The organism is Seleniivibrio woodruffii (assembly GCF_004339245.1).
Taxonomy (GTDB): Bacteria; Chrysiogenota; Deferribacteres; order Deferribacterales; family Geovibrionaceae; genus Seleniivibrio; species Seleniivibrio woodruffii.
The window spans coordinates 301,826-323,716 of record NZ_SMGG01000004.1; the positions used below are offsets into that span (position 1 = coordinate 301,826).

Below are 21,891 nucleotides of genomic sequence, written 5' to 3' on the forward strand. Positions count from 1 at the left end.
GTTATTTCACCACGAAGTTAACAAGTTTGTTAGGCACGTATATCTTCTTGACGAAGGTCATGCCGTCTGTGTGTTTGGAGACGTTCTCGTTTGCCAGTGCGAGGGCGAAAACATCGTCCTGAGCCATGTTTCTGGAGATGCCGATCTGGCCTCTCAGCTTTCCGTTCACCTGAACGGCAACGACTATCTCGTCTTTCTGAGTGTGGGCGGCGTCAAATTTCACCCATTCTGCACGGGAGACAAGCTCCGCCTGACCTGTCATCTCCCAGAGTTCCTCTGCGAGGTGGGGAGTGAAGGGAGCAAGAATTTTTATGAGGGTCAGCAGACAATCTTTAAACAGAGCCTTGTGCCCGTCGGTCAGGTTTGCTTCTGCCGAATAGAGGCTGTTTACGAACTCCATCATGGCCGCAACTGCCGTGTTGAGCTGATAGCGTTCGATATCCTCTGTAACCTTCTTAACTGTTGAGTGCAGAGCATAAAGAAGCTCTTTTGTCAGAGCGTCCTCTGCTGTGCCTGCATGGTCGGCCTTGATAAGCTCAAGGTTGTTGAAAACCAGTCTGTAGACTCTGTTCAGGAATCTGAAAGAGCCTTCGACACCGGAATCGCTCCACTCAAGCTCTCTTTCGGGGGGGCTTGCGAAGAGGATGAACAGCCTTGCCGTGTCAGCTCCGTATGTCTGTATAAGTTTATTGGGGTCGATAACGTTCTTTTTGGATTTGGACATCTTCTCAACACGTCCGATAACAACGTCGCCGCCGCATTTGGCGCATTTGCCCTCTTTGGACTCCTCGGGGAAGAGCCAGCCGTCAACGGGGCATTTGTAGGTCTCTTTGCAGACCATACCCTGAGTGAGCAGTCTCTTGAACGGCTCGTCAACAGAGACGTAGCCGAGGTCACGCATTACTTTCGTATAGAAGCGTGCATAGAGCAGGTGAAGGATCGCATGCTCGATTCCGCCAATGTACTGGTCAACGTTCATCCAGTAGTTCGCATCATCTTTGTTAAACGGGGCAGTGTCGCACTGCGGGGATGTATACCTTAAGAAATACCATGAGGATTCCATGAAGGTATCCATGGTATCGGTTTCACGTCTTGCGGGTTTGCCGCATTTGGGGCATGTGGTGTTCACGAAGGATTCGACCTTGTCCAGCGGGTTGCCTCGCATTTCGGGGTTGAAATCAACATCGGGAAGCTGAACCGGAAGCTGATCGAAGGGAACCGGAACGCTTCCGCAGCAGTCGCACTGGATGAAGGGGATGGGTGCGCCCCAGTATCTCTGGCGGGAGATCTGCCAGTCACGCAGACGGTAGTTTACCGTACTCTTACCGAGGTTGTGGGTGTCGAGGTAGTCCACTATCGCTTTTTTGGCGGATTCGTTGTCTGTGCCGTCAAAAACTCCGGAGTTCACCAGCGTGCCTGCGCCTGTGTAGGCCTCGGTCATTGTTTCAAGCTCAAGACCTTCTTTGGGCATTATGACTATTTTCAGTTCACAGCCGTATTTTTTAGCAAATTCAAAGTCCCTCTGGTCGTGGGCGGGAACAGCCATAACCGCTCCTGTTCCGTAGTCCATCAGAACAAAGTTGGCAAGGAAGATGGGCATCTGGTATCCAGTTACGGGGTTGATGGCATATCTGCCTGTGAACACGCCTTTCTTCTCTTTGTCGTCAGCCATTCTGTTGACCTTGTCGTCTTTAAGGATGGCATCTATGAACTCAAGCCCCTCTTTCTCCTGCTCTGTGCCTTTCAGCAGTGCCTTTGCCATGGGGTGCTCGGGCGCAAGGGACATGAAAGTTGCTCCGAACAGAGTGTCGGGTCTGGTGGTGAATACCTTTATTTTTTCGTCTGAATGGGTAAGGGCGAAGTCTATCTCTGCGCCGTAGGATTTGCCTATCCAGTTCTGCTGCATTGTGAGAACCTTCGAAGGCCATCCGTCCAGCTTTTCGGTGAAATCCAGAAGCTCATCGGCATAATCGGTTATCTTCAGATACCAGCCGTCAAGCTCCTTAATGCGCACTTCGTGTCCGCATCTCCAGCATGCGCCGTCCTCAACCTGTTCGTTTGCAAGAACCGTGTTGCAGTCGTCGCACCAGTTAAGCAGTGATTTCTTTTTATAAACAAGGCCTTTTTCATACATCTGAATGAAGACCATCTGTTCCCATTTATAGTATTCTGGATCGCAGGTCGCCACTTCCCTGTCCCAGTCGTAGGAGAGGCCGAGCTTTTTAAGCTGTGCCTTCATGTAGCTAATGTTGTTCTTTGTCCAAACTGCGGGGTGTGTTGAGTTCTCTATTGCGGCGTTTTCTGCGGGCAGACCGAAGGCATCCCACCCCATGGGGTGAAGAACGTTGAATCCCTGCATGAATTTGTAACGTGAGATAACGTCACCGATGGCATAGTTGCGGACGTGCCCCATGTGTATCTTTCCTGACGGATAGGGGAACATCTCAAGGCAGTAGAACTTCTCTTTGCTGTTATCTGTCGCAACTTTAAAGAGTTTTCTGTCCTCCCATATCTTCTGCCATTTCTCTTCTGTCTCTGCGGGATTATATTTCATCAAAAGCCTCCGACTGTTAAGAGTTAATAACTAGCAAAGTTAAGGTAATATATCAAGGATTATTGAAAACCAAAATACATGATATTTTTTTTATTTTAGTAGAGTGTAAAAACTGGTATAATGCGTATAAATAATTAACGGGAATTCTTTATGATTAGTGATAACTCTTTTATTGAGTTGGCGTATACTTTTGTCAGAATACGCAATCTGGATGAGTTGCTCGACACTGTGCTCGGAAGTATCAGAAACATGCTCTCTGCGGATGCCGGAAGCATATTTATTTACGACGAAGAGAACGACGAACTGATATTCAGCTACACCCAGAACGACTCACTGGATCTGCCCTTCAAAAAATTCAGGATGAAGGCCAACGAGCAGAGTATTGCGGGCTTCTGCGCAGTGCGGAAGGAGATACTCAGGCTTGACGACGTTTACGACCTCGATCCCAAATTTCCGTTCCGCTTTAATCAGAGTTTCGACGATATGTCCGGCTACTGCACCAGATCCATGCTCGTTTTCCCCATTACGGATATCAGCGGCGGACTTATCGGTGTGCTTCAGCTTATAAACAAACGCAAAAAGAACGTTCCTGTAAATAAGGATACTGCTGATGAGGCTGTCGGTGTTTTCACAGTTGAGGATGCCCACACAGCCCACTCTCTCAGCGGCATAATAGGCATGGCGCTGGAGAACGCACTGCTTTACGACAGTATCGAGGCAATGTGGGAGGGATTCATTCAGGCCTGCATGACGGCGATAGACTCCCGCGACCCTGTGACAGGCGGTCACAGCGAACGTGTCACCAGTCTTACTATGGCAATAGCAGAAGCCATGAGCGATGATGATGAAACATTTCCCGATTTCGTCCTCACCCCTGCACAGCTTCGCTCCCTTAAATATTCATGCATGCTCCACGACTTCGGAAAACTCGTCATCAGCGAAAACGTACTCCAGAAGGCTGATAAACTCTATCCGGGCATGATGGATGTTATAAAATACAGGTTTGCAATGGCAAAGGCTGTTGCAAAAGCCGAAGGCAAACCCCAGAGTGTAACAGACGAGTTGAACACTCTGCTTGAAAAGGTTTATATGGCCAACATCCCGACGGTTCTGGATGCGGATACCTCCGAAGGACTGGACAGATGCCTCCACTATTTTTTCGAGGATACGGAAGGGCACACACACCAACTGCTCACCGAAAAGGAATATTCATATCTCAGCATAAAAAGGGGTTCGCTAACAGATTCCGAAAGGGATGTCATAATGAGTCATGTGCGTCATACTTATGAGTTTCTTAAGAAGATCCCGTGGACAAAGGAGTTGAAGCAGGTTCCGGAGGTTGCCGCAATGCATCACGAAAGAATAAGCGGAAACGGCTATCCATTTGGTCTCAAAGGGGAAGAGGTTGTAATTCCCGGCCGCATAATGGCCATAGCAGATATTTATGACGCCCTCACAGCTCAGGACAGACCCTACAAAAAAGCCATGCCCGTGGAAAAAGCATGTGCTATACTGATTGAGGAAGCGGAAAGAAACGTTCTGGATATTGACATTGTTCAGTTTTTCATTAAAAATGAAATATACAAGTGTTTAGACAGGAGGTAATTTTGAAAACGTTACTAGTTGTGGATGACGATGAAGATATAAGGCTGATACTGCGTGATGAATTTTGCGACCTTGGTTATAATGTCGTTACAGCAATAGACGGAGAAGAAGGTCTGGTAGCCTTTAACGAACAGAACATCGATGTCGTTGTCCTCGACCTTGAAATGCCCAAACTCAGCGGGGAGGAAGTAGCCCTGAAACTTCAGAATCAGGCACCCTCTGTCCCCGTTATCATATACACCGGAAACGCAGAAAGACTTAAAGAACGCATCGGGGTTAAATATAACGCCGTGGTTCACAAGTCAGGCGGAATCGAGGAGCTTATCGGCAAGGTTACCGAACTGGCCAATGTTTGACACAAAGCTTTATGAAGGCTTCAGAGGAAAACACAGCACGATAGTTGCACTTGAAACGGTTGATTCCACCAATGCGTACGCAGTTTCAAACGATCTGCCGCCTTTTGCCGTGGTAACCGCAGAATCCCAGACCGCAGGGCGTGGGAGAAGCGGGAGAAAATGGCACAGCGCAGAGGGGCTTAACCTCTATTTTTCTATAGTTCTAAACGATATCGAGCCTCAGAAACTGCTCCCCATGAACATTTTTGCGGGCTATATTCTTGCAGACACGCTGAAAGATATCGCCGACGTTAAGATAAAGTGGCCGAACGATATCATCGCCGAAGGAAAAAAACTGGCGGGAATACTCATGGAAACGTCCTTTTCCGGAGGAAAACTGGAAAAGGCGGTACTGGGCATAGGCCTTAACGTCAATATAGAGGATTTTCCCGAAGATATCGCATGGATGGCAACTTCTCTCAAAAAGATTTCAGGTAGAAATTTCATCAGAGAAGAAATTTTAGCCTCTTTTATGAATAATCTGGAAGAAAAATATGATGATTTTATAACAGGTCGGATAAATTTGATAAATTTATGGCCGTTTTATTCCGCTTTTCTTGACAAAAAGATTTCTTTACATAAAGATGGTGTGAAAACAGAATACACTGAAAGGGGTATCGACGCTTTCGGCTGCCTTTTGGCGGAGAATGCGTACGGAAGACCTGAAACCATCGTAACCGGAGACATCGGATATGATTTTTGCCGTTGACATTGGCAACACAAACGTTGTGATCGGAATTTTCGAAAAGGGCAGCAATAACATTGTATGCAACTTCAGGGTGCAGTCCAGCACAAGCAGAACAACAGACGAATACGCCGCAATCATAATGCGACTGATGGAGAGCGAAGGGGTAAAACCTTCCGACATCTCCGGTGTTATTATTGCAAGTGTTGTTCCCAGACTTATCTTTACCTTTACCAAGTTTGCGAGAAAATATCTGGACAAGGACGCACTGGTGATAGCACCCGGCGTTAAAACAGGTATACCCATAAAGATGGAGAACCCCAAAGAGGTAGGCGCAGACAGAATCGTCAACGCTGTTGCCGTTAAGGTTAAACACGGATATCCGGCCATAGTGGTGGATTTCGGAACCGCAACGACATTCGATGTCATCAGCCGCAACGGGGACTACATCGGAGGCGTTATTTCGCCAGGTATAAAGCTTTCAGCTCAGATCCTCCACTCGAACACGGCAAAACTGCCCGAGGTGGAGATTGAACGTGTGGACACCATCATCGGCAAAAACACCATCCACTCCATCCAGTCCGGAATCTATTACGGATATCTGGAGATGGTGGACGGTATCATCAGGCGCATCCTTGAAGAGGAGTTCGACGGCGAAAATATCCCCGTCATTTCCACGGGGGGACTTGGAAGCGTGTTTGCAGAAGAGAGCAAATACATCAAAAGGTATGAACCAAACCTGACCCTTGAGGGTCTTAAGATCATATACGAAAAGAATATTTAACTATTAAATTTTTAATTAGCGGCGGTTAAAATGAGCAGACTCGGAACATTTCTGAAAGAAGCCAGAGAGGCACAAGGGCTTTCCATCGAAAAGGTAACACAGGAAACGAGACTCAGCGAGGACATCGTAAAACAGCTTGAAGAGGGCGGTTTTGCGGCACTCCCGTCATATAACCACGTTAAGAACTTTGTTAAGAACTATGCGGAATACCTCGGACTGGACATTGAAGAGGTCAACGCCATGCTTGCGGAGGAATGCACCAGATCGGACTTCACCCGTGACACTGCCATTGTTTTCTCAAATGAACCCCTGCAGGAGATAGCCGCAAGCGAGCCTGTCCCTGTAATGAAATATATCATCCCCACTGTGGTTATCATTCTGGTGATATTTGCGGGCACAAAGCTGTTCTTCGCTCTGAAAGGCAATAATAAGGTTGAAACCGCACCTGTAGCCGAACAGGTTCAGCCTCAGGCCCCAGCTCCCGCCGCCCCCCAGCAGGAGGACACCACATTCAATACTGTCGACCCTAAAACAGTTGAAAAGACCATTGAAGAGGTGACTGCGGCAGAACAGACAGGCGAAGGCACAACTCCCGCCGCAGAGGGCGAGGCCAAGCCCGGAGAAGCTGACAAAATGGTTGTTCAGGACGGGGTGATAAGACCCGACAAAACGGCCATCGAAGCTGATAAGCTGAAAGAAGAAAAAGATAAGAAAGCGCTCCCCACAGGCAACGTTGCGATCCTCAACTTCGCCGACGTCTGCTGGGTTCACGTTAAATCCGATACAGGCGAAGAGCTTGATTTCATAGCCAGCAGAGGCAACAAAAGAGAAATTGCGTTCAAAAAATATTTTGTGCTCGACGTGGGCAACGCCGCTGTGGCTTCTGTGACATTCAACGGTAAGGTAATTTCAGGACTCGGAGGCTATAAGCAGCCGGCGAAAGGTCTTAAGTTTGAACCCAACGAAACAGGTTCACTTAAGTACAGTATTGTAAAATAAGTCTTGAAATAATCCGACATCATCCTATCCTATTAAGACAAGAAAGGTGTTTTTATGCGTCAATTTTCTGCGGCCGTGTATGCGAATGAAAATCTCATTCTCTCAGAGGTTCTTGAGAAACTGGAGAATGAATTCCCACTTATAAGTATCAAGGTGTTTGGTAACAGTCTTGCGAACAGCACTCTGACTACAGCCACAAACGAATATGACGTTCTTCCGGCAGGAATGATAGACGACGAGGACATTCTGCTCGTTCTTTCTGACCCCAAAGACGACATGGAAGCCCTGAAAGAATATGAAGGAGACATAGTCGACTTTACCGGAACCTTTACCGCAAAAGATGTATATAAGATAGAAGAGCCCATTGCTTACCTTGTAAACGCTGTTCAGGTTAACAAGGAAGACATGGAGGCTGCGGCTTTTCTTCCGGCGGCTGTTTTCGGCAAGAGTGGTGTTGACGACATGATAAACCAGACCAGAGAGCTTTTCGCTTTCACAAACACAGAGACTAAGGTCTTTGAAGAGCGTCTGGCGTTCAATATGTTTTTCTCCGACATGGAAACAGGTCTGCTGGCGGGTTTCAGACAAAAGCTCAAAGCCGACACCGGTCTGGATATCGACATTAGAATGGGAGCGATTTCCACCGGATTTGTTCTTGACTTATATTTTAAAAAAGATGTAAATAAGGACTTCGGATATATTACTGAATCAGTAGGATTTGTCCCCACGATGGCAGACGTGTGTTCCAGAAAGCGCCCTGTCACAGTGTTCCGGTCAAAAAACAGGATCAGCATAGCCGGAGACTATATAAACGTCATCTGCGCACAGATAACGGATTCGTTTAAAGACATCATTGGAGAATGAAAATGATATATCTCGACAATGTTGCGGGAACTAAGCCCGACCAGAGAGTGGTTGAGAAAATGCTTCCTTTTTATACCGAGCACTACGGAAACCCGTCAGCGCATTTCTACCCCATCGGCAGAGAGGCTTTCGAGGCTATGGAAGCGGCAAGAGGAGAGGTTGCCTCTTTTATAAATGCGAAAACGGAGGAGATAGTTTTCACCTCCTGCGGAACGGAATCTAATAACCTCGCTATCAAGGGATTTCTCAAGAACCCCAAGAACACGGGCAAACACATTATCATCAGTGAGATAGAGCATTTTTCAGTTGATTCGGCTGTAACAAAGCTTATAAATGACGGCTATGAGATAACCAAGCTCAGAGTCGACAACACAGGCCTTGTTAACCCTGACGACCTGAAAAAAGCCCTCAGAAAAGATACTGTGCTGGTTTCCATTCAGCATACGAACCCTGAGATCGGTACTGTTCAGTACACAGACGCTCTGGGCGCAATATGCCGGGAGAACAACGTTGCTTTCCATGTTGACGCAGTTGCGGCTGCGGGTTTTTCTGAGCTGGATGTCAAAGCGCTTAACTGCGATATGCTCTCCATTGCATCGCAGAATTTCTACGGACCCAAAGGTGCGGGCGCACTCTACATAAGAGACGGCATCAAACTCAGCGGACTGCTTGACGGCGGACATCAGGAAAGAGGCTACAGAAGCGGAACAGAGAACGTTCCAGCTATAGTTGGAATGGGTGAGGCGGCTCGCATCGCAAAGGCCGAAATGGGCGTTTGGGTTCCCGAGCTTGTAAGCCTCCAGAAAAAACTCTGGGACGGGCTGGGCGGAATGTTCGACTTCCTGCACTTCACAGGAAACAAGGACAGACGCAGACCCGGACACGTCAGCTTCTGGATTGAGTATATCGAAGGCGAATCACTGCTCATGTGGCTGTCGCTTAAAGGCTTCGCATGCGCCAGCGGATCTGCCTGCTCCTCCAACATTCTGGCGGAGGACGAGGAAGATCTCGCCGCATCATACGTTCTTACAGCGGTAGGCGTTCCCAACGACATCTGCGCAGGTTCGCTCGGTATGTCTATGTCGAAATATAATACTCAAGACGACATCGAAAACGTCCTGAAAGTTATGCCGGAAACGGTTCAGAGACTGTGCGAAATGTCGCCTATGTACAACAGAAAGTAGTTTTCCTAATTACAGGAGGAGAGAACAATGGCTAAAGGACCTTACAGCGATAAAGTTATGGATCATTTCATGAACCCCAGAAACATGGGCGAAATAGAGGGAGCAAACGGAGTAGGGGAAGTCGGCAACCCCGCATGCGGCGACGTCATGAAGATCTTCCTTAAGATAAATGACGACCAGATAGTTGAGGATGTTAAATTCAAAACTTTCGGCTGCGGCGCGGCTATCGCATCCAGCTCCATGGCAACAGAGCTTATGAAAGGCAAAAAAGTTGAGGAACTGCTCGCCCTGACAAATCAGGCCATCGTAGATGCCCTTGACGGACTGCCCCCCGCTAAGATACACTGTTCTGTAATGGCTGAAGAGGCCATCGAAGACGCACTTAAAAACTACTTCATATCAAAGGGTCAGGATCCTGCGATTATTGAAGAGATGAAAGCAAAAATAAAGAAAGAGAATTAACGGAGGATACAAAATGAGCCTTAGAGAAAGAGTAGAAGAAGTTCTGGATCAGGTTAGACCCACCCTTCAGGCTGACGGCGGAGATATCACTCTGCTTGACGTTTCAGAAGACGGCGTAGTAAAAGTTCAGCTGACAGGCGCTTGCGGCTCCTGCCCCTTCAGCACCATGACACTGAAACACGGTGTTGAGGCAAGACTGAAAGACATGATTCCTGAAGTTAAGGAAGTTCTTTCCATATAATCTTAAAGGGGTGCCCGCAAGGCACCCCTTTTTTTATCGTTTATAACGCATCGCATTTCTTCCTTGTTCTGATTGTATCTAAAAACCAAGTTTTTTTATCACCCATAGGCATATATTTTTCGTCACTGCGAGGGCTTTAGCCCGTGGCAGTCTTCCAACTTTAGATATCATATCGCCTTAGTTCGTCTGTGTTTGGAAGCTTGCTTCACCTCTTCGAGGTTCGCAAAGACGAATAACCATTTCTGAGATTCTTCACTTCGTTCAAAATGACTTTTATGACGTATTCGTAGTGTACAAATATTTTCTGAGAAAATGAGAAAGGATATATATTCCTGTCACTCTGAGTGCAACGAAGAGTCTCGTAGAATGACGTGACTGAAAATACATAAAAAAAGGGGCTTTTCAGCCCCTTGGTTTTATAATTTGTTCAGCAGTGCTTTCAGAATGTCGCCGAGAGACACAAGCCCCACCAACTTTCCTGTTTCGTCCACAACGGGGAGTCTGTGGCGGTATTTTTCGAGAACGACTGTTGCCGCTTCCTCAACCGTGGCATCGGGAGAGATGGTTACAGCGGGCATATGCATAACCCTTTTAACAGGTTCCGCAGTAAGCTCACGCACGTCTATCAGGGGGATAAACTGCGCTTCGTTCAGGATATCCGGCAGTGCCTTTGCGATATCCGCTTCGCTGAAAGTTCCCAGAACCTTGTTGTTTTTATCGACAACAGGCAGTCCTGAGATATTTTTTCTGCGTATTCTTAATATAACTTCCTTAATGGTCTCGTCAGGACCTGCGGTGACTATGTTAGTCGCCATAATGTCACGAACTTTCATTCTCACTCCTATGCTACATCTGCATGGCGATCTCTTTCAGAAGGTCACGCAGAATGACCCCGTCCGGAGACTTGGGGATGGTTCTGGTGAACCTGATATCGCTGGGCATTGCGATTTCGCCTATTTCGTTCAGTATTGTTTCTTTGATTTCTCTTATAATCTGGTCGTGGTAGCTTTCGTCCTTTTTGTCTTTAAGAACGCAGAAGGCTATCAGTTTTTCTCCCCGTTTTTCGTCTGTGACGTTGATCAGGGCAAAATCCTTTATCTTAGGATATGTTCTGACTGCTTCTTCGATTTCCACCAGGCTCATTCTTTTCCCTCCGATATGCATAACATCATCGAGACGGCCTGTTAGAACCATATTATAATTGTTGTCGTACTGCCCCCCCGTCACCCGTACTGAAGTAGGGTTTTGAGTGAGCATTTTTTTTCCAATAGATTTTTTCGAATAAGCCCGGCTGTCCGTGGACAGATTTCGCAAGGGGTGCGAAAGGGGCATTTAATACTATTTCACCTTGAGTATTGATAGTATCTATAACATGTTTTGAAGTTTTGTCCAGTAAAACCGCAGGCACTCCCGGTAAATGTTTTCCGACGGTTCCATATTCGATGTCGGAATATCCTGCCAGTGAAGAGAAAATTGCTCCTCCCGCTTCTGTTAAAGAATATATGTCGAAAATGACCGCTCTGTTGGAACAGAGTTTTGCTGACGTCCACTCTAAAACTTCGGCGGGCATTTTCTCTCCGCCGGATGCAACCATCTCAATAGCGGGCAGATCGAGGAAGATGTTTTTCTTCTGGCTGGCGTTCATGAGCGACCGGAGAGCGGAAGGCGTTGTATAGAGCTTATTAACGCTGTATTTTCTGCATATATCGAAGAAATCTTTTGCATTCTCAATATTTACGGTGTCTTCGAAAACCAGAACCGTCTGGCCGGACATGAGAGGCCCGTAAACTATGTATGAATGGCCTGTAACCCAAGAGATATCTGCCGTACACCAGTAGGTGTCGGTCTCCTTTTTGTCGAACATCATAAGGTAAGACATATATGCCCAGAGCAGAAATCCGCCGTAGGAATAGGTCAGGGCATGAGGTTCGCCCATTGCTGTTGAGGTGTAGAGCATGAACATTGTGTCGTCAGCGTTCATAGGCTCCAGCTTCAGCTCGGATGCGTCGGTGTGCACTTCGTCTGAAATAAGGTCGTGATACCAGAGGTCACGCAGGGGTTTCATGTGGACACGTTTTCCCGTGCGGCTGACTATTATGCAGTATTTCGGGTTGTGTTCGCTTTTGTGAAGGGCGTTGTCCAGCTTTTCTTTCATGTTGACGTGGCCGCCTGTGACGGATTCGTCCGATGTCACCACTATTGAAGGCTTGCAGTTGGCGATCCTTCCGGCCAGTGATTCCGCAGAGTAGCTGGCATGGTAGAGAACGTGAACTGCGCCGATGCTGGAGCAGGCAAGCATAAGAATTATGAGTTCCGGTGTGTTGGGCAGGTGGATGAGCACCCTGTCGCCTTTTTTTATGCCCAGCTTTATGAGTGCGGCGGAGCACTTGACCACTTCGGAGTAGAGCGACTGGTATGTATAGACACTCTGGGTTCCGTCGCTGCCGACCCATATTATAGCCGCTTTGTTCTTGGCGTTGGTTTTGAGGTGTTTGATGAGGATATTTTTCAGGGGGCAGAGCCTTCCGCCTTTGAAAAAGGTGTATCCACCTGTCAGATCAGGGGTTACAGACTGCTTGAATTTGTCTTCCCAGATAAGGAAGCGGCTGCCCAGATAATCGTACATTTCTGCATGATCTTTGAAGGACTCGATACGTTTAAGCTCGTGTTCTGTTATTTCCGAGCGGATATAATGGGAAAAATTATGTTTAAGTTTTTCAACTATCTTGCTCATTCTGGACTCCGGCGGTATCTTTCGAATATAACATTATTTCGGAAAGTACCCATAAAATCAAATAAAAATTTAACGTTAGTGAACATAGTCTTATAATAGCATATTGATTGTAAAAAGAAAGGCAGACCTTTCGGCCTGCCTCATTGATTATTTATCAAAATACAGTGTTATAGTTCCCGTTATGGGTTCCACATCGACGTGTCCCACAGGAACGTCACGGTTGAGGAATCCGTCCTCAAGAACGGGGACGAAGTTGTATTCCAGTTTAAGGGACTGGAAGTTCTCTTTCGGCAGTGCGATAGAAAGCTCTTTCACGCTTCTGTTTTTCAGGCTGCCCAGACTTTTGTAGTTATATCCGGCGGTGCGCATTACCTGCGCCTCGTCAAAAACAATGCTGAGATTCCGCATAAAGATGCTGCCGGTGTTCTTTACACTCATCATCAGAAGCTTGCCGTCAGGTCCTTCCTTCAGCTCATAATAGACTGTGAGATAGTCGTCTTTGACATAGTTGTCATATTTAGCCATGAGGTCGGATGTCGGGCGGTACTTCATTGAGGTGTCTATGCACCCTGAGAGAAGAAGCACGGCGGAAAGCGTCAGGAACAGGAAATATTTTTTCATATCAGGCTCCTTATCAGCCCGGTCGGTTGATGTAGTCCTCGTGGGGGTCTTTGTCGTCGTCTTCGTTATCCTGTCTGACAACAGCGGCAGGGGCTGGCAGCTGAGTATGCTCCTTTGCGGGGTCTGCGGGCTGTGCGGACGCTGTTTGAGCAGGTCTCTCTTCGTGGTATACGGCGGTGTCGCCGTCTGTGAGTTCACGCTCTTTCAGTTCGATCTTTTTGTCCATCTCAAGGATGTATGAATAATCGGGTTCGAAAGTTTCTGCTTTCAGCTCTCCGGTGCGGATCATCTCCAGCACCTTGTTGCCGATGAGCTTAACACGCTCGTCCCGCTTCTTCTTCAGGTTTGTGATGTCGATCTTGATGCTTCCGGTCTTTGCCAGTTTCTGAATCTCTTCGACACCCTTTTCAAAAGTCTCTTTCAGCCAGCTCGTGGGCATGGTTTCCCCCTTTACACGCTTTGGGGCTCATCGCCCCATCTCTTATATAAATTATGCTCTATTCCTATTATATCAAATATTTTTCCGGTTACGAAAGAGATAAGTTCATCAATTCCCGACGGATTGTGATAAAAACCGGGGGCGGCGGGTAAAATTACCGCTCCGGCACGGGTCAGCAGGGTCAGATTTTCCAGATGGATGAGGTTCAGCGGCATCTCACGGAACAGAATCAGAAGTTTTCTGCGCTCTTTCAGTGCCACGTCGGCGCATCTTTCTATTAGGTTCGAGCTTATTCCGCCTGCCGCTCTTCCGACAAAACCCATGGATGCGGGTGCGATTATGTATGAATCAACCATAAAGGAACCGCTGGAAACGGGAGCCGCAAAGTTTTTATAATCGTGCAGAACAGCTTTTGCATCGATATCGTTTATAAACTGCTGAGGAGTCAGGTATTCCTTTTTCAGTTCAAGGTTTATGTTGGTCAGTGCATCGGGGGTGATGCACAGATGCAGTTCGCAGTCGTGTTCGGGCAGACGGGTAATGAGGTCTTTTGCATAAACCGCACCGCTTGCTCCCGTAACACCCAGAAAAACACGTCTCATATCATCCTCTTGACCATGATGTCCACAAAAGTAAAGATACAGATGGTAACGCTAATATATGCGTTGAGATTGAAAAACGCCATGCCGAGTCTGGAGAGGTCGGACGGTTTTATTATTGCGTGCTGATAGACCATGAATCCGCCCGAAAGGAGTATTCCCGCCAGATAGATGAAGCCCATCTGAAAATAGTGCCATGTGTAGAAGAACAGTCCGAAGGCCGTGAGGTGGAACAGTCTGGCGAGCATCAGGGATCTTGAAAGCCCCAGAAAACGGGGGATGCTGAACAGTCCTTCACTTTTGTCGAACTCAATGTCCTGACATGCGTAAACTATATCGAATCCGGAGACCCAGAAGAGAACTGCAAGCCCCAGAAGGCTGATTCCGAGGTTTATATCACCAGTGACAGCTGCCCATGCGCCTATGGGGGCAATCCCCAAAGCAACGCCCAATACTATATGGCAGAGGAATGTGAATCTCTTAGTGTATGAATAGAGTATGAAAACGATGAACGGTACGGGGGAAAGGTAGAAACACAGGGGATTAAGCAGGTATGCCGCAAGGAAATAGAGTGCGAAAGAGAGAACAGTGTAAAGCGATGCCTCAACAACGGAAATTTTTCCGGCGGGGATATCTCTTTTTTCGGTGCGTGGGTTGCGTGCGTCTATCTTTGCATCAGCTATGCGGTTGAAACCCATTGCGCCGCTTCTGGCTCCCAGAACGGCAAGAGCTATCAGACCCACAGTGCGCAGGTCGGGCAGTCCGTCCGCCGCCAGAAACATGCCAGTGAAGGCGAAGGGCAGGGCGAACAGGGTGTGTTCAACCTTTATCATGCTTAAGAAAGTTTTTAATTTTTCCAACTGCGTTACTCCGAAACATCTTTTTCCCCCTTTTACAAAGGGGGATTAAGGGGGATTTACATTGACCGTTGAAGAAAATCCACCCCGACCCTCCTTTATTAAAGGAGGGAGGAAGACTAGTTTAGTATTATATCCAGTATGGCCTCTGCGAAATCGTCGCTGTCGTTGAGGCTTTCTATGCGGACAATGTTCAGACCGCTCTTTTCGTATTCGGGGATGTACTGCTCGTCCAGCTCGATAAGGGTCTCTATGTGGTCTGAAACGAAAGAGATAGGCACAACGATGACGTTGTCCACCTTCTCCTGTGCCAGCCTGACAAGCTCCTGATCGGTGTAGGGGGATACCCATTTGACAGGCCCCGTGCGGCTCTGGTATGCCAGTCCGGATGACCTCGGATTGGTCTTTGATATGAGATAATTCGCCTGCTCCCTGATATGCATGGTATATTCGTCACCCTTTTTCACGGTGTATTCCGGCAGGGAGTGCGCTGAGAACAGAATATGGCACTCGGACAGAGGTTTGCCAAGCTTTTCAGCCGCTTTGAAAATCCTGTCGGTTATGCATTTGTTATATTTTTCGTTCATGTGCCAGAATTTTTTAATGACCATGTTTCCGCGTGGCTTAGGAAGCGGGTTAAATCTGTCGAAGCATGCGCCTGTGGTGGTGTATGAATACTGGGGATACATGGTTGTGACGTAGATATTTTCAAACTCACGCCCTTCCAGTTCCTTCAGCGAGTCTTTTATGTACGGATGGTAGTAGCACATGCCGATGGAGGTCTCAAGCTCTCTGCCTGTGATGCGCTGATATTCGGGGCGTATCTTCTCAAGTAGTGACTTTAAATGAGGAAGCTGGGGGGATTGCCCGCCCAGCTTCATATATTCCGGTGCTACCTTTTTGGAGCGTTTTTTCGCTATTTTTTTCGCAATGAAATTCTGCAGCATCCCGCCCACATGAAAGTCTATTATCGTGCGGTCGGAAAAGAGGTTATAAAGAAACTCCTCTATGCCCTCAATGCTGTCCGGCCCGCCCATATACATTATATAGAGCAGGTCTTTCTTCATGCCTGACCTTTCACCAGTTTAACGAGGTAGTCCACGTTTTCAACGGGTGTTGTGGGGAGGATTCCGTGGCCGAGGTTGAATATATGCCCTTTAAGGGTTTTGCCTTCGGCAAGGATCTGGTCAGCCTGCTCTTTTATGGCCTCTTTTGTGCCGAAGAGCAGAACCGGGTCAAAGTTACCCTGAAGAACGTATTTTCCTGCGCCGAGTTTCGCATCCGCATCGACCAGTTTTGTTTTCCAGTCAACGCCCATTCCTGCACAGTTCAGCTTGCCCATGGTGTCGGAGAAGCTGTAGCTGTCTTTTGCGAAGTAGATCATGGGTGCGCCTTTGATGTTGTCCACGATATATTTAACGTAGGGGAACACGAATTTTTCATAGTCGTAGGGCGACAGAATGCCTGCCCATGTGTCGAACATCTGAACAACGTGTGCGCCTGCGTCAACCTGTGCCTGAAGGTATTTCAGGGTTGAGTTGGTAAGTTTTTCCATAAGCACAGCGTATGCCTTAGGCTCTGTGTGCATCATTATTTTAATATGCTCGAAGTTTTTGGAACCTTTGCCCTCGACCATATAGCATGCGAGGGTGAAGGGTGCGCCGGAGAAACCGATGAGCGGAACGTCCAGAGCCTTGACCAGCATTTTCACTGTTTCAAGAACAAAGGGAACGTCCTTCGCAGGGTCGATCTCACGGAGTTTATCTGCATCCGCCAGTGTGCGGACGGGGTTCGCTATTAAGGGTGCGGGGTTGAAATCCAGCTCTATTCCCATAGGTTCCACGGGAATCAGAATGTCTGAAAAAAGAATGGCGTTGTCAAACCCGAAAGCTCTGATGGGCTGCAGCGTAACTTCTGTGCAGAGCTCGGGTGATTTGCAGAGTTCCAGAAAGGTCACTTTGCTGCGCACCTCTCTGTATTCTTTCATATATCGGCCTGCCTGACGCATGAACCACACAGGGGGTCTGTCCGTTTTTTCGCCGTTGAGAGTTCTGAGTAATAAATCGTTGAAAGCCATCTTTTGCTCCATATTTATGATAGTATATAGATTCCTTAATTACCGTTCACTGTCAAGTTCTTTTACAATATTAACCCCTAAAAAGGAAAAGATTCCTAGAAAATTAGTATGTTATTGTTGCGTAATCCACCGCCCTTTGGTATTATCATTTTCCTAAATCTTCATATAGAGGGATATGATGGCTAAATTCAAAGTTCTGGTTACCGACCACATCTCACAGGACGGTATAGACATTTTGAGAGCGGACAGTGATATTCAGGTCGATATAATGGCGGGAATCAAAAACGCCGAACTCAAGAAGATAATCGGCGAATATGACGCAATAATCACGAGAAGCGGCACAACCGTTGACGCTGAACTTATTGAAAATCCGGGGAAACTGAAGATTATCGGCCGTGCGGGTGTCGGGCTTGACAACGTAGACATCGAAGCCGCCAGCATGAAGGGCATTATCGTTATGAACGCTCCCACCGGCAACACTCTTGCCGCCTGCGAGCTGACAATGGGTATGATGCTTTCCGTGGTGCGCAAGATACCCACCGCAAACCAGATCACAAAAGCCGGCGAATGGGACAGAAAGAGGTTCATGGGCATCCAGCTCTACAAGAAGACCCTCGCTGTCATCGGTCTCGGCCGTATCGGCGGAAACGTGGCAAAAAGATGCAGAGCTTTCGAAATGAAAGTTGTTGCGTTTGACCCCTATATCAAAAAATCAAGAGCCGAATCTCTCGGCGTTGAGCTTTGCGACACTCTGGAAGAGGCTATCGCTCAGGCGGATGTTATCACATTCCACACTCCCCTGACTGATGAGACGAAGAACCTCATAACTTCCAAAGAGATCGCCAAGATGAAGGACGGAGTTGTAATAATCAACTGCGCAAGGGGCGGCATAGTAAACGAGCTTGACCTCGTTGAAGCATGTAAGTCCGGCAAGGTTGCGGCGGCAGGTCTGGACGTTTTCGTTACAGAACCCCCCGTTAACCATCCTTTCTTCGATGTGGACAACATCTATGTTACACCCCATATAGGAGCGAACACTCACGAAGGTCAGTACGGCGTTGCCGTTATTATCGCAGAGCAGGTCAAAAACGCCCTCCACGGACGTTCATACCGCAATGCAGTGAATATCCCCTTCATGAAATCTCAGCTTCCCGAAGAGATGCAGAAATATTTCGAGCTGATGGAGAGCATGGGACATCTTGCTGCGCAGGTTGTTAAAGGCAGACCCGAAAGCATCGAATTTACAATGGTGGGCCCCAAGTTTGAAGAGGATTTCGGCGAAAGAACCTTCGACACCCCCTTCAACTTCCAGCCCTTCTCAATTGCAGGTCTGAAAGGCTTCATGGAAGTGGCTGTGAAAGAGAACGTGTCTTTCATCAACGCACCCTATGTTGCCAAAGAGCGCAGCATCGACGTGCTTGAAACAAAAACTCATTCCTATGGCAAGTTCAACGACCTCGTGGTTATCAAGGTCAAAACCGACAAAGAAGAAAAAACCCTCGGCGGTACTGTCTTCAATGACGGCATAGGACGCATTCTTACATACGACAACTACTATCTCGACCTTATCGGCGAAGGTACTTTCCTGTACTTCAAAAACATGGACAGACCCGGCATGATAGGCAAACTGGGAACCATACTCGGCAACAACAGCATAAACATTGCCGACTTCGAGCTTTCCAGAGTAGACGATGGTACGGCTGTGGGCTTTGTCCGTGTGGACAACAAGATCCCCGCAGATGTTGTCAAAGAGATACTCGCACTTGACGGTATGATAGAAGCAAAAACCGTCACCCTTTAATGCTTACACTGAATATCAATACATCGGCCCGCTGCCAGTTTGTGGATATCACCCGTGATATCGAAAGCAGACTGGCAGCCCACGGGCTGTCCGACGGTATACTGGTCGTCTTCACTCCACACACCACATCAGCAATCACCATAAATGAGAATGCAGATCCGGACGTTCAGACGGATATGAACGCATTTTTGTCAAAACTTATTCCTGCTGCTAAAGAATTTCGTCACTATGAAGGTAATTCGGACAGTCATATAAAATCGTCGCTGGTGGGTGCATCGGAGACAATTATTGTCGAGAATGGGAAGATGTTGCTGGGAACGTGGCAGGGGATATATTTCTGCGAGTTCGACGGCCCCAGACAGAGAAAGGTCTACCTTAAGTTCATCGGCTCCTAGCCGCAGACGTCCTCGCCTGTAAGTACGGTAAACTTGTTCCTTCCGGTGGATTTGCTCAGATAGAGAGCTTTGTCCGCCACTCCTACCATAAACTCAACATCATGATAGCATTTGTGAAAGGGCGTTATGCCTGCGCTGAAGGTTATTTTGAATTTTTCGCCGCCGCTTTCAAAATAGGTGGCCGCAAGTTTTGTGCGTATCCTTTCGATGGCCATTATTGCGTGTTCAAGGTCGGTTTCGGTGAAGATTATCGCAAACTCCTCGCCGCCGTAGCGTGACGCAAGGTCGGTTGTGCGGATGGAGTCCTTAATGGTTGCCGCAAAAGACTTGAGAACCTCGTCACCTTTGAGGTGTCCGTAGTTATCGTTAACCTTTTTGAAGAAGTCGATATCAAGAAGCGCAAGGCAGAAATGGTTGTTGTACCTTTCCGAGCGCAGGAGTTCGTCTTTCAGTTTGTCTTTGAAATATGAATGGTTATAGAGAAGGGTGAGGCCGTCTTTCTTGGCCATCTGCTCAAGGAACTCGTTCTGTTCCAGAACGTTTGTGGATGCGAAAGCCAGTTCGAATATCGTGGATTCCAGTTCTTCCGATTTGGTCTCCAGTTCCAGCTTTATGCTTCTGTGCTGAAGCAGGGTGTTGAATCGTATCTCTATTTCGGTCATGGGGTCTTCTTTCAGACAGAAAACAAAGTAGTACTCTCTGGAAAGTTCCAGAAGAAGCTCATCGTGGAGCATATCGGAAATGAACAGAAAAAAGTTGTTGGTTTTCAGCAGTTCTTTGATGGAGTCTGCGCTGTCTTCGCCGTTCAGTTCGAAGACAACTATCTCCCTGTTCAGATCCTCAATCTCTCTGACGGACTTAAAGTCCGCCAGAGGAAAGATATTTTCAATATAAGTCTTAATGCTCTCTGTTTTGGCTCTTGCAACTACTTTTGTGTTATTCGGCATCCTCTGGCCTCATATGGGGAAATAATACAACGTCCCTTATTGACTGGCTGTCGGTGAAGAGCATAACGAGCCTGTCGATACCCAGACCTGCGCCCGCTGTGGGGGGCAGACCGTACTCAAGGGCACGGATATAGTCGGTATCCATCATACAGGCTTCCTCGTCTCCGGCTTCTTTCGCCGCAACCTGTTTTGCAAATCTTTCGTACTGGTCGATGGGGTCGTTAAGTTCGTTGAAGCCGTTGGCAAGCTCAAATCCGCCCATGAAAAGTTCGAACCTTTCAGTGGTTTCAGGATCATCCTTTTTGGACTTCGCCAGCGGGGAGACCTCTTTGGGATAGTCTATAATGAATGTAGGGTTGATGAGGGTGTGCTCAATCAGTTCCTCAAAAATCTCCATTATTATCTTGCCTTTGCCCCATTCCTTCTGAACTTTGACACCAATTTTGGCCGCAGCAGCTTCGGCAGAAGCCCTGTCTTTCAGCATATCATCAGTGATGTTGCTGCCTTTGACGATGGCCTCCTGCATTGTGAGTCTCGGCCAGTTACCGCTTAAGTCTATCACGTTTCCGTTAAAGGTTATCTCTTTTTTGCCATAGAGCTTTTCAGCTATTCCCTGGCACATTTCCTGAATCATGTCCATAAGACCGTGATAGTCATTGTAAGCATTATACCACTCAATCATGGTAAATTCAGGATTATGTCGTGTTGATAATCCTTCATTTCTAAAATTTCGGTTTATTTCAAAAATTCTCTCGAATCCGCCCACCACCAGACGCTTAAGATAAAGCTCCGGAGCGATGCGCAGATAGAGGGGCATGTCGAGTGCATTGTGGTGTGTTATGAAGGGTTTGGCCGTTGCGCCGCCCACAATGGGGTGCATCATTGGCGTTTCCACTTCAAAGAAATCCCTGTTCAGGAAGAATTTTCTGACCTCGTTAACAATTAAGCTTCTTTTTTTGAAAGTTTCTTTAACGTCCTCATTAACTATAAGGTCGACATATCTCTGGCGGTAGCGGGTCTCAATGTCTTTGAGACCGTGCCATTTTTCGGGCAGGTCGCGCAGAGCTTTGGTAAGCAGGCGGAATTCCTTTGCGCAGATGGTCAGTTCGCCTGTTTTTGTTTTGAAAAGGAAGCCTTTGATGCCGACTATATCGCCGACGTCGGTGAGATCGAACACAGCGTACTGCTCGTCGGATATCTCTCCTTTTTTAACATATACCTGAATGATGTCGGTGCGGTCCTTTATGGTGATGAAAGCCGCTTTTCCGAAGGGGCGCAGAGCCATGATCCTTCCTGCAACGTCGAACCATACGTCCTGTGCGGGGAGGTTTTCTTTTTCGGTTTCGGCATATTTTGCAGTCACTTCGGCTATATCATGCTCAACTTTATGATAATTGACAAACGGCTGCTCAGAAAGCTCTTTCAGCTTCTGCATTTTATCAAGACGGTGCTGTTCCATTGAATCGATAGTCTCCTGATAAGTTGATTTGTTTTGACTGATTATACAATAACTATATATGGGCTGATTGTGCAATTAAAAAATGCATCAAATATGCTTTTATTTATTTGACACAGTATTTAAAAATTACTAATCTAAACCGACACATAAATTCTTGCGCCGGACTTATTAATTCTCTTGAAATCTGTC

The 21,891-nt window shown here is 47.3% G+C and carries 23 protein-coding genes; 11 read left to right on the plus strand and 12 right to left on the minus strand.

Annotated features, from left to right (window positions below; translation table 11 throughout):
- Position 1: 1 nt before the first annotated feature.
- Positions 2-2,554 (minus strand): leucine--tRNA ligase, encoded by a 2,553-nt coding sequence (gene leuS / locus C8D98_RS07455; RefSeq protein WP_132873479.1) that lies wholly within the window; start codon positions 2,552-2,554, stop codon positions 2-4.
- 150 nt (positions 2,555-2,704) lie between these two features.
- Between leuS and C8D98_RS07460 the strand changes: the two genes are divergently transcribed.
- The 9 genes from C8D98_RS07460 to C8D98_RS07500 are packed head-to-tail and all read left to right on the plus strand — an operon-like array spanning position 2,705 to position 9,773.
- A complete protein-coding gene (locus C8D98_RS07460) occupies positions 2,705-4,159 on the plus strand; it encodes an HD-GYP domain-containing protein (protein WP_132873481.1) in 1,455 nt (484 codons plus the stop codon).
- Between the two features lie 2 nt (positions 4,160-4,161).
- The gene (locus C8D98_RS07465) at positions 4,162-4,515 is read left to right on the plus strand and encodes a response regulator (protein WP_132873483.1); all 354 of its coding nucleotides are present in this window, start codon (positions 4,162-4,164) and stop codon (positions 4,513-4,515) included.
- Complete coding sequence (locus tag C8D98_RS07470) at positions 4,508-5,263, plus strand: biotin--[acetyl-CoA-carboxylase] ligase (RefSeq protein WP_132873484.1); 756 nt, start codon at positions 4,508-4,510, stop codon at positions 5,261-5,263. Before C8D98_RS07465 ends, C8D98_RS07470 begins: the two co-directional genes overlap by 8 nt.
- A complete protein-coding gene (locus C8D98_RS07475) occupies positions 5,247-6,023 on the plus strand; it encodes a type III pantothenate kinase (RefSeq protein ID WP_132873486.1) in 777 nt (258 codons plus the stop codon). Before C8D98_RS07470 ends, C8D98_RS07475 begins: the two co-directional genes overlap by 17 nt.
- Positions 6,024-6,053: 30 nt before the next feature.
- Positions 6,054-7,022: a helix-turn-helix domain-containing protein gene (locus C8D98_RS07480; protein ID WP_132873488.1), complete on the plus strand. Its 969-nt coding sequence runs from the start codon at positions 6,054-6,056 to the stop codon at positions 7,020-7,022.
- A gap of 54 nt (positions 7,023-7,076) precedes the next feature.
- Complete coding sequence (locus tag C8D98_RS07485) at positions 7,077-7,886, plus strand: hypothetical protein (protein ID WP_132873490.1); 810 nt, start codon at positions 7,077-7,079, stop codon at positions 7,884-7,886.
- 2 nt (positions 7,887-7,888) lie between these two features.
- Complete coding sequence (locus tag C8D98_RS07490) at positions 7,889-9,070, plus strand: cysteine desulfurase family protein (protein ID WP_132873492.1); 1,182 nt, start codon at positions 7,889-7,891, stop codon at positions 9,068-9,070.
- 27 nt (positions 9,071-9,097) lie between these two features.
- On the plus strand, positions 9,098-9,532 hold the full coding sequence (gene nifU / locus C8D98_RS07495) for a Fe-S cluster assembly scaffold protein NifU (RefSeq protein WP_132873494.1): 435 nt from the start codon (positions 9,098-9,100) through the stop codon (positions 9,530-9,532).
- Between the two features lie 13 nt (positions 9,533-9,545).
- The gene (locus C8D98_RS07500; RefSeq protein WP_132873496.1) at positions 9,546-9,773 is read left to right on the plus strand and encodes a NifU family protein; all 228 of its coding nucleotides are present in this window, start codon (positions 9,546-9,548) and stop codon (positions 9,771-9,773) included.
- A 416-nt stretch (positions 9,774-10,189) separates the two neighbouring features.
- Here the strand turns inward: C8D98_RS07500 and C8D98_RS07505 are convergent, their stop codons facing one another.
- The 9 genes from C8D98_RS07505 to hemE form a co-directional block, all read right to left on the minus strand.
- Positions 10,190-10,606 (minus strand): CBS domain-containing protein, encoded by a 417-nt coding sequence (locus tag C8D98_RS07505; RefSeq protein WP_132873498.1) that lies wholly within the window; start codon positions 10,604-10,606, stop codon positions 10,190-10,192.
- A gap of 13 nt (positions 10,607-10,619) precedes the next feature.
- Complete coding sequence (locus C8D98_RS13740; protein ID WP_165871234.1) at positions 10,620-10,916, minus strand: AMP-binding enzyme; 297 nt, start codon at positions 10,914-10,916, stop codon at positions 10,620-10,622.
- Between the two features lie 52 nt (positions 10,917-10,968).
- On the minus strand, positions 10,969-12,507 hold the full coding sequence (locus C8D98_RS07515; protein WP_132873502.1) for an AMP-binding protein: 1,539 nt from the start codon (positions 12,505-12,507) through the stop codon (positions 10,969-10,971).
- 147 nt (positions 12,508-12,654) lie between these two features.
- Positions 12,655-13,128 (minus strand): hypothetical protein, encoded by a 474-nt coding sequence (locus tag C8D98_RS07520; RefSeq protein ID WP_132873504.1) that lies wholly within the window; start codon positions 13,126-13,128, stop codon positions 12,655-12,657.
- 13 nt (positions 13,129-13,141) lie between these two features.
- Entirely contained in the window at positions 13,142-13,567 is a 426-nt protein-coding gene (locus tag C8D98_RS07525) for a hypothetical protein (RefSeq protein WP_132873506.1), read from the minus strand.
- Between the two features lie 11 nt (positions 13,568-13,578).
- The gene (locus tag C8D98_RS07530) at positions 13,579-14,169 is read right to left on the minus strand and encodes a UbiX family flavin prenyltransferase (RefSeq protein ID WP_132873508.1); all 591 of its coding nucleotides are present in this window, start codon (positions 14,167-14,169) and stop codon (positions 13,579-13,581) included.
- Entirely contained in the window at positions 14,166-15,026 is an 861-nt protein-coding gene (locus C8D98_RS07535) for a UbiA-like polyprenyltransferase (RefSeq protein ID WP_132873510.1), read from the minus strand. The genes C8D98_RS07530 and C8D98_RS07535 overlap by 4 nt, the downstream gene beginning before the upstream one ends.
- A gap of 116 nt (positions 15,027-15,142) precedes the next feature.
- A complete protein-coding gene (gene hemH / locus C8D98_RS07540) occupies positions 15,143-16,090 on the minus strand; it encodes a ferrochelatase (RefSeq protein WP_132873512.1) in 948 nt (315 codons plus the stop codon).
- Positions 16,087-17,100, minus strand: a complete 1,014-nt coding sequence (gene hemE, locus C8D98_RS07545; protein WP_132873514.1) for a uroporphyrinogen decarboxylase — start codon at positions 17,098-17,100, stop codon at positions 16,087-16,089. The genes hemH and hemE overlap by 4 nt, the downstream gene beginning before the upstream one ends.
- Positions 17,101-17,278: 178 nt before the next feature.
- Here hemE and serA point away from each other — a divergent pair, with 178 nt between their 5' ends.
- Together serA and C8D98_RS07555 are read left to right on the plus strand one after the other, a co-directional pair.
- Positions 17,279-18,901: a phosphoglycerate dehydrogenase gene (serA, locus tag C8D98_RS07550; RefSeq protein ID WP_132873516.1), complete on the plus strand. Its 1,623-nt coding sequence runs from the start codon at positions 17,279-17,281 to the stop codon at positions 18,899-18,901.
- Positions 18,901-19,296 carry a secondary thiamine-phosphate synthase enzyme YjbQ gene (locus C8D98_RS07555; protein WP_132873518.1) on the plus strand — a complete coding sequence of 132 codons (396 nt, stop codon included), beginning with the start codon at positions 18,901-18,903 and terminating at the stop codon, positions 19,294-19,296. Before serA ends, C8D98_RS07555 begins: the two co-directional genes overlap by 1 nt.
- Here C8D98_RS07555 and C8D98_RS07560 read toward each other — a convergent pair.
- Positions 19,293-20,243 (minus strand): GGDEF domain-containing protein, encoded by a 951-nt coding sequence (locus C8D98_RS07560; protein WP_132873520.1) that lies wholly within the window; start codon positions 20,241-20,243, stop codon positions 19,293-19,295. The two genes, C8D98_RS07555 and C8D98_RS07560, sit on opposite strands and share 4 nt — an antisense overlap.
- Positions 20,233-21,702, minus strand: a complete 1,470-nt coding sequence (gene lysS, locus C8D98_RS07565; RefSeq protein WP_132873522.1) for a lysine--tRNA ligase — start codon at positions 21,700-21,702, stop codon at positions 20,233-20,235. Before lysS ends, C8D98_RS07560 begins: the two co-directional genes overlap by 11 nt.
- Positions 21,703-21,891: the final 189 nt, after the last annotated feature.